The 12,428-nt window shown below is 27.1% G+C and carries 14 protein-coding genes, 2 pseudogenes and 1 riboswitch; of the genes and pseudogenes, 1 reads left to right on the top strand and 15 read right to left on the bottom strand.

Annotated features, from left to right (window positions below; genetic code table 11):
• Positions 1 to 121 precede the first annotated feature (121 nt).
• Entirely contained in the window at positions 122 to 895 is a 774-nt protein-coding gene (locus CNEONATNEC86_RS07225) for a 23S rRNA (adenine(2058)-N(6))-methyltransferase Erm(Q) (RefSeq protein ID WP_007286427.1), read from the bottom strand.
• A 303-nt stretch (positions 896 to 1,198) separates the two neighbouring features.
• A complete protein-coding gene (locus CNEONATNEC86_RS07220; RefSeq protein WP_055257692.1) occupies positions 1,199 to 2,254 on the bottom strand; it encodes an IS1595 family transposase in 1,056 nt (351 codons plus the stop codon).
• Between the two features lie 302 nt (positions 2,255 to 2,556).
• Here CNEONATNEC86_RS07220 and CNEONATNEC86_RS07215 point away from each other — a divergent pair, with 302 nt between their 5' ends.
• On the top strand, positions 2,557 to 3,132 hold the full coding sequence (locus tag CNEONATNEC86_RS07215; protein ID WP_058294578.1) for a hypothetical protein: 576 nt from the start codon (positions 2,557 to 2,559) through the stop codon (positions 3,130 to 3,132).
• Positions 3,133 to 3,236: 104 nt separating this feature from the next.
• On the opposite strand, the gene CNEONATNEC86_RS07210 is transcribed toward CNEONATNEC86_RS07215, so the two are convergent.
• The 13 genes and pseudogenes from CNEONATNEC86_RS07210 to CNEONATNEC86_RS07160 form a co-directional block, all read right to left on the bottom strand.
• Entirely contained in the window at positions 3,237 to 3,800 is a 564-nt protein-coding gene (locus CNEONATNEC86_RS07210) for a chromate transporter (protein WP_058294577.1), read from the bottom strand.
• The gene (locus CNEONATNEC86_RS07205; protein ID WP_125149051.1) at positions 3,797 to 4,339 is read right to left on the bottom strand and encodes a chromate transporter; all 543 of its coding nucleotides are present in this window, start codon (positions 4,337 to 4,339) and stop codon (positions 3,797 to 3,799) included. The genes CNEONATNEC86_RS07210 and CNEONATNEC86_RS07205 overlap by 4 nt, the downstream gene beginning before the upstream one ends.
• Positions 4,340 to 5,031: 692 nt before the next feature.
• A complete protein-coding gene (locus CNEONATNEC86_RS07200) occupies positions 5,032 to 5,379 on the bottom strand; it encodes an arsenate reductase family protein (protein ID WP_159135777.1) in 348 nt (115 codons plus the stop codon).
• A 194-nt stretch (positions 5,380 to 5,573) separates the two neighbouring features.
• Positions 5,574 to 6,575 (bottom strand): alpha/beta fold hydrolase, encoded by a 1,002-nt coding sequence (locus CNEONATNEC86_RS07195; protein WP_159135776.1) that lies wholly within the window; start codon positions 6,573 to 6,575, stop codon positions 5,574 to 5,576.
• A gap of 206 nt (positions 6,576 to 6,781) precedes the next feature.
• Positions 6,782 to 7,327: a folate family ECF transporter S component gene (locus CNEONATNEC86_RS07190; RefSeq protein WP_058294573.1), complete on the bottom strand. Its 546-nt coding sequence runs from the start codon at positions 7,325 to 7,327 to the stop codon at positions 6,782 to 6,784.
• A gap of 134 nt (positions 7,328 to 7,461) precedes the next feature.
• Positions 7,462 to 7,563: riboswitch (THF riboswitch) on the bottom strand.
• Between the two features lie 83 nt (positions 7,564 to 7,646).
• A pseudogene (locus CNEONATNEC86_RS07185) lies at positions 7,647 to 7,937 on the bottom strand (pyridoxamine 5'-phosphate oxidase family protein); the annotation flags it as partial.
• Positions 7,933 to 8,040, bottom strand: a pseudogene (locus CNEONATNEC86_RS07180) (winged helix-turn-helix transcriptional regulator); the annotation flags it as partial. The pseudogenes CNEONATNEC86_RS07185 and CNEONATNEC86_RS07180, both read right to left, overlap by 5 nt.
• A gap of 172 nt (positions 8,041 to 8,212) precedes the next feature.
• Positions 8,213 to 8,341, bottom strand: a complete 129-nt coding sequence (locus tag CNEONATNEC86_RS21795; RefSeq protein ID WP_276508209.1) for a hypothetical protein — start codon at positions 8,339 to 8,341, stop codon at positions 8,213 to 8,215.
• A 79-nt stretch (positions 8,342 to 8,420) separates the two neighbouring features.
• Positions 8,421 to 9,476 carry an HD-GYP domain-containing protein gene (locus tag CNEONATNEC86_RS07175; RefSeq protein WP_125149055.1) on the bottom strand — a complete coding sequence of 352 codons (1,056 nt, stop codon included), beginning with the start codon at positions 9,474 to 9,476 and terminating at the stop codon, positions 8,421 to 8,423.
• 31 nt (positions 9,477 to 9,507) lie between these two features.
• On the bottom strand, positions 9,508 to 10,572 hold the full coding sequence (locus tag CNEONATNEC86_RS07170) for an HD-GYP domain-containing protein (RefSeq protein ID WP_159135774.1): 1,065 nt from the start codon (positions 10,570 to 10,572) through the stop codon (positions 9,508 to 9,510).
• A gap of 118 nt (positions 10,573 to 10,690) precedes the next feature.
• Positions 10,691 to 11,569 (bottom strand): DUF368 domain-containing protein, encoded by an 879-nt coding sequence (locus CNEONATNEC86_RS07165; protein WP_058294571.1) that lies wholly within the window; start codon positions 11,567 to 11,569, stop codon positions 10,691 to 10,693.
• A 196-nt stretch (positions 11,570 to 11,765) separates the two neighbouring features.
• Positions 11,766 to 11,924, bottom strand: a complete 159-nt coding sequence (locus CNEONATNEC86_RS21215) for a hypothetical protein (protein ID WP_172437789.1) — start codon at positions 11,922 to 11,924, stop codon at positions 11,766 to 11,768.
• A gap of 96 nt (positions 11,925 to 12,020) precedes the next feature.
• On the bottom strand, positions 12,021 to 12,371 hold the full coding sequence (locus tag CNEONATNEC86_RS07160) for an arsenate reductase family protein (RefSeq protein WP_159115950.1): 351 nt from the start codon (positions 12,369 to 12,371) through the stop codon (positions 12,021 to 12,023).
• Positions 12,372 to 12,428: the final 57 nt, after the last annotated feature.

Here is a 12,428-nt window from a genome sequence, read left to right as displayed (position 1 = left end):
ATTATGACTCTTTATTAAATTAAGATAATAGCCACAACCCGTGACTTATCCTCTTAATCTTATTGACGCTATTCCACCATTCATAATCATTTTAACACCTCCTAATTTAAATCTACTATTACTAATCTATCTTTTGTTTATATCTAAATAACTGTATCCAATCATTATAAGAAACTTCACTAATATTATTAAGATTTATACCTAGGTATTTAATTACTGCATGAATTTGATTTTTTGTAAATACATCTCTTAAGTTATTAATAGACTTAGATATAAAACTTGTATATTCATTCCATTCATCTTTAGATATATCATATTTATATTTTCTTTTAAAATATACTAAGACGCAATCTACACTAGGCATGGGATGGAAGTCTTCTCTATTAAAATAGTGCACTATCTTAATATCAAATTTAGTTTTTAAAAGTAATGATAATTTACTCTCTCTAGGTATTCCCATAAATCTTTTTGCGGAACCTTTCTCCATAACTAGCCACATATCAGTTGGTGAATTTAACTCTTCTAATAATAATTTCTTAATAATCTTTGTTGTTATATAAAAAGGAATATTAGAAAATACCTTATATTCTCTTTTTTTAGGTAATTTCCAATTTAAAAAATCTTTATTAATAAGAGTAACATTATTTTTACTTTTAAATTTATTTATTAAATTTCCATATAAACTTCTATCTAGTTCTATAGCTGTAACCCAATAACTTTTTTCACATAAAGCTTCTGTTATATGACCTTTTCCTGGTCCAATTTCAATAACAAAATCATTTTTGGATATATTTGTTTTTTTTATTAATTTATATATAGTATTTTTACTAGTAATAAAATTTTGCGATACACTAATATCAACTTTTCCTCTATAATTATTACTTTTAGCTTTCATTCATAATCTCCTTAATTCACTATTTTTACTCTTTAAATAGCACGGAGTTATGACATTATATTAAATTTGTTTAACGATAGCCACAACTCCTTTCATATTTTAATGTATTTAATAATACCATAAACTATATTTACTGTAAAGCACTCCGATTCACTTCTAGCAAAATCACAATATACTTTATAGATAAAATAAAAAATAGGAGCTATGCTCCTATCCTTTTGCTTCGCAATATAATACAATTGTTCATCAATCATTATATTTATTGTACACTAAAAACAGTAAAATAAAAACAAATTTTACCTTTTATACATATATTGGTCTTCTTATCTTAAAGTCCTTTATTAAAGATATAGAATGTGTTGAGTTAGCATGAATAAAGAATTTCTTAGGCTTATTTCTTTCAATTTCTGTTTTAAATAATTGGGTCCATTTATACCAAAATAGGTAGTTTGTTAGGAACTTGGTTGAAACACCATTAAACTTTCTTATCCATCTTTTTAAGCTACTATGAAAAGCATTGACTCTTTGAATATTATAAATATCCACAGTTTTTCTCCCGCCCCTAATTTGATGTAATTCAAAATTATGTTGAGCCGCAAATGGGATATAACTCCTATGTTTATCAGTACATAAAATAGAATTTTCTTCAACAACCTCTGATAAAGCCCTATTTATATCAGTATAGTTAGGTCTGCCATCACATATTAAACCAGTATATATATTTCCTAATCTATCTACACCACATAATACACAGGCAAATTCCTTTGATATACCTCTTGTATTTATTTCTTTACCACGCTTTCTTGATTCCCTTGGCATAGTAAAATTAGAACTTTTGCTATGATTCCCTTTATAGCTAAGGGCAAAGTATGTCTCATCGAGTTCAATAACACCCTCAAGAGAGCCGTAGCCAATAAATTTTCTAATAGCGTCTATAATTTTATGTCTCCAAAAGAAAGCTGTTGCAATATTAATCTCAACAATTTCGGCACATTGCCTAATAGTGTTACCATTTATCATACATTGAGCATATAGTAGCCATTTATCTAATCCCTTTTTACTACTTGAAACTGGGGATTTAGAAAAATCATTGAAAGTTTTTTTGCACTCTGGATTTTGGCATTTATACCTTTGTTTAACGCCATTCTTGCCATGATATTTTCCATACTTAGATATTTTATCATGATTGCAAAAAGGACAGCACTTCCCCTTGTTAAATCTATTTTCAGCGATTTCTTCATCTATAGAGTTAGTTATTCCATTTGACATCAATACAGTCTTTAAAAAATCAAATACCTTCTCTTGCTCATATGTATTTAATTGTGAAACTTGCTGAATAACATTATTAACTCTTGGCATAAAAAACCTCCTAAATAGTAGTTATATTATATATTATAACCATATTTATAGAGGTTAATCAAATTTCAACAGTTTATTAAAACAAAGCCATAAATAATTAAAAGAATATTTGGATGTTAACTTCATATTTAAAATAGTTTATTTTTAATTTCTGTAATTAAAAATTGAGAAAAAGATATCTTAAAATCATTATTATCATTTTAAGATATCTTCTTTTTTTAATATTTTTTTATTTTTATTAATAAATTTTTTTATTAAATCACATACTATGATTGAAATTTAATGTTAGGAAGGTGTAACTAATGAAAAAGCAAACTATTAAATGTATAGCAGCCTCTTTGGCAATCATGGGATGTATATCTTCAATCCCTCAAAGAGTTTTAGCATCTATTGACGATATATCTGTTGCCAATGTGTCTTCTACTGTAAATCATAAGAATAAAGACAAAGATGGTTGCGGTTGTAAAGAAGATAAAAAAGAAGAAAAGAAAGACGGATGTAAAAAAGAAGAAGTAAAAGAAAAGAAGGATGACTGTAAAAAGGAAGAAAAACGTGAAAGTATTTTTAGTGAAGAAAACAAGAAATATCTTTCTAAAGATCAATGCACAAAATTAGAAGAAGTAAAAAAATGCAGAGAAAAAGGTGACAAACTTACAAAGGAGCAAGAAGATTTCCTTAGAAACGTTGTTGACTGTATCATAAAGGGAAAGCTTGGAGACAAGAACTATAAAGAATATCAGGATTTAATGAAAAAGAAAGACAGCGGTGCAAAACTTAGCGATGCAGAAAATAAAAGATTAAAAGAAATAATCGATATGATCAATACTGCTAAAACATCTGCAACTGCTAAAAACTTTTTAAAAGACTTTTTAAGATAATAGAAATGAAACCAATTTAAAAGAGACTTACTTCAAATATCATTTAAATGTACTTGAAGTAGTCTCTTTAATTCTATTGTTTTAAGAATCTTAGATTATACATATTATAACTTTAATATTATGCCAACTATAGCAGCTGCACCTATATAAACAACAGGATGCTTTTTATATTTCATTATGGCATAAAAAATAATTACGAAAACAATCAATGCTCTTATATTAATTAAATCCATTATATTTCTGCTTAATTTATATAAATCAATATTAATAAGTGCAATTTTTACAACTTCATATCCTGCAACAGCAATAAGTCCTACGCTTGCTGGTCTTAATCCATTAAATACTGATTGAACGATAGTATTACTTTTAAATTTCTCTAAAAACTTTGCAACAATCAAAATCACTATTATTGATGGTGTTATAAGGCCAAGTGTTGCTATAAATCCTCCTATAAAGCCTCCTGTTTCAAACCCTGCATACGTAGCTATATTAACTCCCATAGGTCCTGGCGTTGACTCTGAAACTGCAACCATATCTGCAAGCATCGCTTGATCAAACCAATTATATTTATATGTCAAATCAATTAAAAACGGTAATGTTGCAAGGCCTCCACCTACTGAAAATAAGCCTATCTTAAAATATTCAAAGAATAATATTAAATATATCATGCCTTGTCGCCTCCTATGTTCTTAGTTAAAAATCCAATTATTCCTGCACCAATTACTATATAAATTGGTGATAAACCAAATACTGCACCAAGAATAAAAGCAGCTATTGCTATGAATATACCTATTGAATTTTTAACTGAGCTTTTCCATAATTTTATAATTGAACTTATGATAAGTGCAACAACAGCTATTCTTATTCCGCCAAAAGCATGCTTTACTACTGCGAATTCTGCAAAATTCTTTAAAAAAGCTGCAATTATCATTATTATAACAAGTGAAGGAAAAACAACTCCAAATGTTGCAAACAACGCTCCGATTACACCCTTTGTTTTATATCCAATAAATGTAGCTGTATTAACTGCTATTACTCCTGGAGTACATTGCCCAACTGCATAATAATCAACAACTTCATCCTCTGTTGCCCATTTTTTATTTTCAACAATTTCCTTTTGTATCATAGGAAGCATTGCATATCCGCCTCCAAACGTCAGTCCTCCAATCCTACAAAAAGTAAAAAATAAATCAAATAATTCTTTCATCCAATGTATCCCTCTTTCTTTTGTTTATATATTATTTTCTATATAAATATATATTTTTGAGCATAATTACATCCTAAAATCACTATTATTTTTTCACAATAACTTATAAGTAATACATCCTATATAAAATTCAAAATTGTTTTAATTACCCATTTAAACAATTTTGAATAGTGAATGTACTAAAACATATCATAACTTCTATGAAAACTACAATTAATTATTAGATTTTGGTTTATATTTTATCTTTTATTACTTATAAGGTTTAATTTTATAATTTATTTCAGTATTTTTCTTTTATTGCTGTATATAAAACTATGTCTATTACTAAGATATAAAATTATAGGCTACAGTGAATTAAGTTAAAACTCTCTATTCACTGTAGCCTATATAGACTATGTTTAATGTATAATTTTAGTATCAATCTATAGTAAAATTTATATATAAAATATGAGTTTAGATGAAACAAAGAAATAAAGCTCTCATGTTCTGCGGAGACTTGCATTCAAAAAATGAACTTTAGAATTATTACATCAATGATTGTTCCAAAATTGTTTGTCAAATTTTATATTGGAGCAAACAGTTTTGGGCTCAATCATTCATGTTTTAATTCTTAGTTCATTTTTTGTAGCAAGCGAGCAGAATTTGAGAGCTTTATTTCGTTTATTTCTCACTACCCTCTTATTTCGCGTCCTTTATTTTACTTTACTGTATTCATCTTCCTTGAACCCAACAAGTATCTTATCTTCTGTAACCAAAAGAGGTCTTTTTATAAGCATTCCATTTGTAGCTAAAAGCTCACAAACTTCTTCTTTTGACATATCTTTAACCTTATCTTTTAAGTTCATTTCCTTATAAAGCTTTCCAGAAGTATTGAAAAATTTTTTAGGTTCAAGTCCACTTCTTTCCATATAATCTGATAATTCTTCTTTACTTGGTGTACATTCAACTATATTTACCCTTTCAACTTCTACATTATTTTCATTTAAATATTTATATGCTCTTTTACATGTAGTACATTTAGGATATTCTATAAATAACATATTATCACTCCTTAATTTTATAAATCATAATAATTATTAATTACCATCAATTATTAATTTAATTTTACCATATCTGATGATTTTGGTAAAGATTTAAGAAATAAGATAATACATTTCCATTTAAATTTTCCTATAATCGACCATATCATCTATTGAATTTATGTTATTTTTACTAACATCAGTATATTATTTACCTATATTATACTGTTATAAAAATTAAGTATTTTTTCAAAAACAGGAAATGCTATTTCATCCTTTTCATTAAAAGACTCATGCCTTGAGCCTTTAATTCTTATAAGCTCACAATTTTTAGCATACTTTGCAAATGTATTTTGAGCTTCTGGCATCACATAATTATCATTTTCTGGCTGAAGTAGCATAACTGGAATCTCTACTTTTGAAGCATTTTTTTCTTTTATTATATTTTTTGCTGCCTTAGAAGCTTCTACATACCAATTTGCTGATGATCCACCGCTTTGAAATGCTTCATCTTCTATCATTTTATTATAGGAATAATCATATCTTGCCTTACATATAGTTGCTTTTCCCGGAAACTTATAATTACTGTTATATGCCTTTTGTCCTGGAAGATAATCTCCTCCTTTATTAATAAGTTTCATTAATCTTGAAACAATATCTGCCACTATCTTTGGATACTTTCCTGTATTTATTTCATGCATCGGAGCACTTAAAATAGCTGCCTTAAAACGTGTTGAATACTTTTCCAAATATGCTGTTCCTATTCCACCACCCATTGAATGTGCAAATAATAATAACTTTTTATCTCTGCTATCTGGATTTACCACTTGTTCTATAAACTTATTAAAATCTTCTACGTAATAATCAAACTTTTCTACATTTATTTGTGACTTGTCACTTCCAAGTCTGCTTGATCTGCTATGTCCCCTATGTTCCATTATAAATACAGAATAATTTTCTCTTAAGAAATAATATATAAGCTCATGATATCTTTCAATAAATTCTCCAAATCCATGACATATAACTATACTTGCCTTTGAATTCTTCTTAATAAAAGTTTCATAATAAAATTTCAAGCCATTACTTCCAGTTAAATAACCACCTTTTCTTAATGAATCTAAATATGGTTCAACTTTAGTTCTCATTTCTTCCTGAAAACTCTTTTCTGAAATATAGTTATTAGTAAATTTATTAAAATCTAAATTACTTACTTTCATTTATTATCTATCTCCCATAAATATAATTTTTTCTCTTTGGTTATATTGTATTTTAAATCTCACTATATATTATAATTCTTTATAATATTTAACGCTATCTTAATATCCATTTTATATTGCTTTCACAGTACCACCATATATTGTATAATTTCAAACATAATAAAAAAGTATGCATAGCCAGAGTAACACTATACATACTACTTTAATTACATATTAAATTTCACTGATATTTCTTTTACTTTCTTTAAAACAATATACATAAGTATAGTGTTTATGGGAATCATTACAAGATTCTTAATTAATCTCGGACCAAATAATACTAAAAATGCATTTTTATAAAGAATTGATAACCAGTATGTGTTTAATATAATGTCCACTATTAATATTATTAATGTAGTTGTAACTAAACATCTTTTTAATGTTATTTCTTTCTTATAAAGCATTGCCCCATATATTAATCCAGAAACTATAGCTGATATAGTGAATCCTGGAAAAAATGCTCCCTTAGGATAAAGTATATAATTGATTATATCTGATAATCCTCCACACATACCTCCAACTACAGGGCCAAACAACATACCAATAGTTGCACTCGCTAAGAATTCAAAGCTTATATGAAGCGTTGGTAGTAATTGAATTGTGAATAAATCCAAAAGTAAATGTACTGTTATTAAAAGTGAAGCTAACACTAAGTTTCTTACACTTTTTAATTCTTTTGATGAAGAAATCATCACTTCTACAACATTTTTCATAACAAAAAATCCCCCTTTCATTTAATCCTGCTAAAAATAAGCAAGGTCATTTCAGCTAAACTTAAAAAGTTAGTTGTTTTAAGAAAAGTTTATAACTTAATTACTGCTGAAATAAAAGAGAGACCTCTTTTAAATACAGCGGAATGCAATATTTGTACCGCAAACTGCTAGAGTTTTTCGTTTAAGAGACAACTTCCCGTCCTCTTAACACTTGACGCACAAATACCTACTCTGTACATATTTTTTTAACTTTTCAAGGTATAGTATATACCTTTTTTTATCTTTTGTATATATTATTAACATATATTTCTATATGCTTTTAGCAATCAAGGTCTTCTGATTTAAAGTTGCTATAAAATCTTCCACTTTCTGCTGTAAACTTCAAAACGCAATAATCTGGATCAATAGCACCTTTTGAATAATACATTGTGTCACCTTCTTGCCAAATCATTTCTTTGGAATTATTATCTTGAAGGACTTCCATAGTTCCTTTAAGCATCACCCATCTAAAGAACCTTTTATCGCAAAAATAAATACATGCTTTAGTATTATTAATATATTGTTTAACACGCATTGATGATCTATTGGTAGTAAAATAGAAAACATGAAGCATTACCTTTTCCAAGCTGCCATAATATAATCGGCTTCCACTTTCCGCGTATCAAATCATGTGTTAATTCTAATGGACAAGTATATTCTTCTCTTAATTTCATATTTTATCTCCCATTTACAGTGAACGCACTTTTATACTAAATCAATATTTTTCTGCATATGTCATTTTTAATAAAAGACATAAATTCTAAAATTCTTAAGTTCTTAGATTCTTAACTTCTTAAGTTCTCAAACTCTTAAATTCTTAAATTCTAAAGTTCTTTAATTCTTAAATCAATCTAAAATAGCACTAATATCTTCTTTATGAAATCCATACAAATCATCATCATAGGTAACAATTTTAGAACTATATATTAAAAGAATTAAAGAAAAAGCTGGTATAGTCAATAATTCATTAAGCACTGAATTTCATCTTTATAGTAAAATATAAATGCTTATTAAACTGACTAGAATACCAGCTTTTTAAATATAATATCAATAATTATCTTACAATAAGTTCTTTTATAAACATATCCTTCTCTTTATTTAAATCCACAAATTCTCCATCAACTAATATTAATGGCTTTGATATATTTTCAGTGTTTATTTGAAGAATCTTTCCCTCTCTACCATTACTTAATATAACATCTTCACCCATGTAATAATTTGCTACATGTTCTAAAAATGTCTTAGCATATGAATAATCAAATTTATTTAAACTGTTCTTTTTAATTTCTTCTAATGTTTCAAATGGTCCCTTTTTTTCTACACCTTTTATATCTGAATTCATAACATCTAGTTCATCTGCAATTGCAATTATTTTAGCAAAAGGATGAATCTTTTCACCTTTTACTCCTAAATATCCTGAACCATCTTCTCTTTCATGATGCATTAATACTCCATAGCTAACGGATTTATCTAAATATGGTATTGCATCTACAGCCTTATATCCTATTTTTGTGTGATCTTTAATTTCTTTATATCTATTTTCTAATAGTATATCAGGCTTACTTTGAAATTTAGAATCTAATTTTATTATCCCAAAATCATGAAGTAGTGCTGTATATATAAGAAGGTTTATTTTAGGTGCATCAAAATCAAGCCATTTTCCAAGCAATGCACTTAAAGCTGCTACATTTACTCCATGTCTATATATACAATCTTCTCCACTACCTTTAAATAGAATATTACTTACAACGATCTCAGTAGATTTAATTTCTTTTTGAATTTTATCTGCAAATTCTCTTAAATCATTATTTATTCTGTAGTCCTTTGTTCTTTTCATTTTCTCAAACATGTTTTCAAGATCTGTACTTACTTCTTTAAATTTTTCTTCAACTCTTTTTAATTCCTCTTCTTTACTACTTCTTCTAAGCACTTCTTCTGGAACAGTAACTTGAATCTTGTCCAAGAAATATGCTCTGTTTAAAACGTTTATAAGATCCTCTGTAACTACAGAGTCCTTTTTTATAAGAAGACCTCCATTTTTAAAAACATCACTTGCAATAATCATTCCAATTTTTAATTCATCGACAGATAAAAATTCTTTTTCGCTCATAAATTCTCCACCCTCTATCAATTTAAAATTATTATAAGACTAATTCCTCTATATATAAATTCTTTTCTTTAGTTAATTCAATAAATTCATTCTTTTTTAATATTAATGGCTTCTCTAGGTTATTAACATTCATCTGTATTATTTTGCATCTTTCTCCACTATTAATAATTGCTTCTTCTCCCAAATAATAATTGACTATATGCTCTATAAATACTTTAGAATATTCATAATTTAGCTTGCCTAAGCTTTCATTTTTTACAATTTGTAATGCTTCAAATGGCGGCTTCTTTTTCTTATATCCTCTATTTGAATTAATTGCATCAAAAACATCAGCAATTGCAATTATCTTTCCAAATTGGTGGATAGCTTCTCCTTTAAGACCTAATGGATAACCAGATCCATCTTCTCTCTCATGATGCATTACCACTCCGTATAAAACACTCTTATCTAAATAAGATACATCTTTTAACATTTTATACCCTAAAGTTGTATGTGTTTTTATTACTTCGAATTCACTTGTTGTTAAAGCGCCATTTTTTTTAAGTATTTCTTTATCGATTTTTGTTTTTCCAAAATCATGTAATATGGCAGAATATATAAGTCTGTTTATGTCTTTAGGTTCCATACCAATCCATTTGCCTATTAATGCACTTAAGGCTGCAACATTTACACCATGTCTATATATACTATCTTCACCACTACCTTGCAAGACAATATTTTTAATAATCATACTGCTTGGGCGCATCTCATTTTGTATTCTTTCAGAAAACTCTTTTAACTCATTTAAAGTTGAACCAGTTGGATTAGTAATTAACCTAAATGTCCTTTGAAGTCTTGTAGATATCTCTTTAAAATTTTCGTCAATTTTTTCATATTCTTTAATTTTTTTTCTTTCAATTTTATCTTCGTTAGTTACCATATCATCATATACTTCAATTCTATCAAGAAATAAAGTTCTTTTTAGCTTTTGTATAGCTGAGTTCGTTATTGCAAAATCCTTTTTTAGTAGTATCTGTCTTCCTTGCTCAACATTTTTTGCTATTACCATTCCAGGTCTTAACTCATTAAAGTTAATTAGCTTAGTTTTCCTCTCCATACTCCCCACACCCATCATCCAATCTATACTCTTTATATTTTTCTTGCTAAATAATTAATGTATTCGTTTTTCATACCTTTACATTAATGTATACTTTATATATATTATTCTATATTTTTCACTTTTTGTCAAAAAAACTTTTCAATTTCTGTAAGCCGACTATTATGATACCTCCTATTACAAAAAACACTAAATTAAATGTTTTTAATGTCATAGGATCCTTTGGTATTTCTAAAGATGTAGGTCCCATAAATACAGCATATATAGAACCTATCATAAGTCCTAATATTAAATAAACTGTTTGAGATCTATACTTCTTTAAAAGAATCCTAACAAATTTTATTATTGAGAATATACCTGTAAGTACACCAAATCCAAAAATCAAAACAACCGGAAGATACTTTAAGTTAAAATGTAATACTTCTTTTACTGCATTAACAACTGGTGCATAAAGACCAAAAATAAGTAGTAATGTAGATCCAGATATTCCTGGAAGCACCATAGCTGATATTGCTATCATGGCACATATAAATATGTATATTGAAAGTCCTAAAGATAAATTATCAATTGAAACCCCTACTCCACCTTTAGCTGGATTAAAGTAAGTTATGCCTGCAACTATTACTATTCCGATTATTGTAAAACTTAAATTAAAATATCTATTCTTTAAAATTTCCTTTTCTTCATTTATTATTATTGGAATTGCAAATATAATGAATCCTATAAATAATGAACTAATATTATAGATATGGGTTGTAAAAACCTTCCCTAAAAATAACATTGCTAAAACAAATCCAACTATCCATCCTATCCCTATCTTAATAAGAAATTTTAATGCCTCAATTTTTTCAGCCTTTTTTCCTGTAATTAGATCATCTAAAGAACCTATAAATTTATCATAAAATCCCAAAATAAAAGCTATAGTTCCTCCCGACACTCCTGGTACACTATCGGCTAGCGCCATACAAAATCCTCTTATAAAGTTTATTAAATACATGTCTTTCTCCTTCTTAATTGATAATTTTTATATACCACTACATTTTAGCATAATAATCATTATAAGTTTACTCTAAATTTGAAATAGTGCTTATAATCCTTCATTAAATAGTATATAAAACTATTATTTAAGATTATAAGCACTACTATTCATAAAAATATGTATAAATAATAAATTAAATATTATTTATGCTAATTTAGTTTATTGGACCAGCTTTTTCATTTCCTGTCTTAGCTTTTCCTTGTATTTCTGTTGGTATATCTTTTACAGAGTTTTTGTGATGATTCATTTTGTGATTACTTTCTGTTCCATGTGCATCACTTGGATCTGGTCTTCGCATACCTGCTTTAGCCATGAAATTCATCTCCTTTTAAATAACCTTCAAATTTAGTATTTAAAAAGAGATTACAAAGTATTCATATAAAATAAATACTTTTGTTAATTTTAAAAATTATTTTTCATTTTCAATCCACTTATTCCATATTTCTAAATCAACACCAACAGTTGCTTCTTTTCCATTTCTAACAACTGGTGTCTTCATTATTTTTTGATTTTTAAGCAAAACTTCAGCTTTCACTTCTGCACTTCTAATATTCCCCAAATTAGATTTTGCATATTCCTTTGCTTTTGTATTTATTAATTCATTTATTCCTATAGCTTTGCATACATTATTAAATTCACCTTTGCTCATTTCTTTTTCATTTAAATCAATAAGTTGATATTTTATTTTTCTTTCTTTGAAAAATCTTTCTGCCTTTTTAGTATCAAAACATTTTTTAGTTCCAAATATCTGTATATTCATTAGTTCTCTCCTATTTATTAAATTATAATGATAATTATTTTTGTGATATTTTGCCAA

It is taken from the genome of Clostridium neonatale, from assembly GCF_900465025.1.
GTDB lineage: Bacteria > Bacillota > Clostridia > Clostridiales > Clostridiaceae > Clostridium > Clostridium neonatale.
Note: the sequence above shows the minus strand (reverse complement) of the source record. Positions and strands in the feature narration are given on the sequence as shown.

Excerpts from the sequence above, each read along its gene's own strand:
- CNEONATNEC86_RS07225 (WP_007286427.1), bottom strand. The coding sequence starts at position 895 with ATGAAAGCTAAAAGTAATAATTATAGAGGAAAAGTTGATATTAGTGTA.
- CNEONATNEC86_RS07220 (WP_055257692.1), bottom strand. The coding sequence starts at position 2,254 with ATGCCAAGAGTTAATAATGTTATTCAGCAAGTTTCACAATTAAATACA.
- CNEONATNEC86_RS07215 (WP_058294578.1), top strand. The coding sequence starts at position 2,557 with ATGAAAAAGCAAACTATTAAATGTATAGCAGCCTCTTTGGCAATCATG.
- CNEONATNEC86_RS07210 (WP_058294577.1), bottom strand. The coding sequence starts at position 3,800 with ATGATATATTTAATATTATTCTTTGAATATTTTAAGATAGGCTTATTT.
- CNEONATNEC86_RS07205 (WP_125149051.1), bottom strand. The coding sequence starts at position 4,339 with ATGAAAGAATTATTTGATTTATTTTTTACTTTTTGTAGGATTGGAGGA.
- CNEONATNEC86_RS07200 (WP_159135777.1), bottom strand. The coding sequence starts at position 5,379 with ATGTTATTTATAGAATATCCTAAATGTACTACATGTAAAAGAGCATAT.
- CNEONATNEC86_RS07195 (WP_159135776.1), bottom strand. The coding sequence starts at position 6,575 with ATGAAAGTAAGTAATTTAGATTTTAATAAATTTACTAATAACTATATT.
- CNEONATNEC86_RS07190 (WP_058294573.1), bottom strand. The coding sequence starts at position 7,327 with ATGAAAAATGTTGTAGAAGTGATGATTTCTTCATCAAAAGAATTAAAA.
- CNEONATNEC86_RS07175 (WP_125149055.1), bottom strand. The coding sequence starts at position 9,476 with ATGAGCGAAAAAGAATTTTTATCTGTCGATGAATTAAAAATTGGAATG.
- CNEONATNEC86_RS07170 (WP_159135774.1), bottom strand. The coding sequence starts at position 10,572 with ATGGAGAGGAAAACTAAGCTAATTAACTTTAATGAGTTAAGACCTGGA.
- CNEONATNEC86_RS07165 (WP_058294571.1), bottom strand. The coding sequence starts at position 11,569 with ATGTATTTAATAAACTTTATAAGAGGATTTTGTATGGCGCTAGCCGAT.
- CNEONATNEC86_RS21215 (WP_172437789.1), bottom strand. The coding sequence starts at position 11,924 with ATGGCTAAAGCAGGTATGCGAAGACCAGATCCAAGTGATGCACATGGA.
- CNEONATNEC86_RS07160 (WP_159115950.1), bottom strand. The coding sequence starts at position 12,371 with ATGAATATACAGATATTTGGAACTAAAAAATGTTTTGATACTAAAAAG.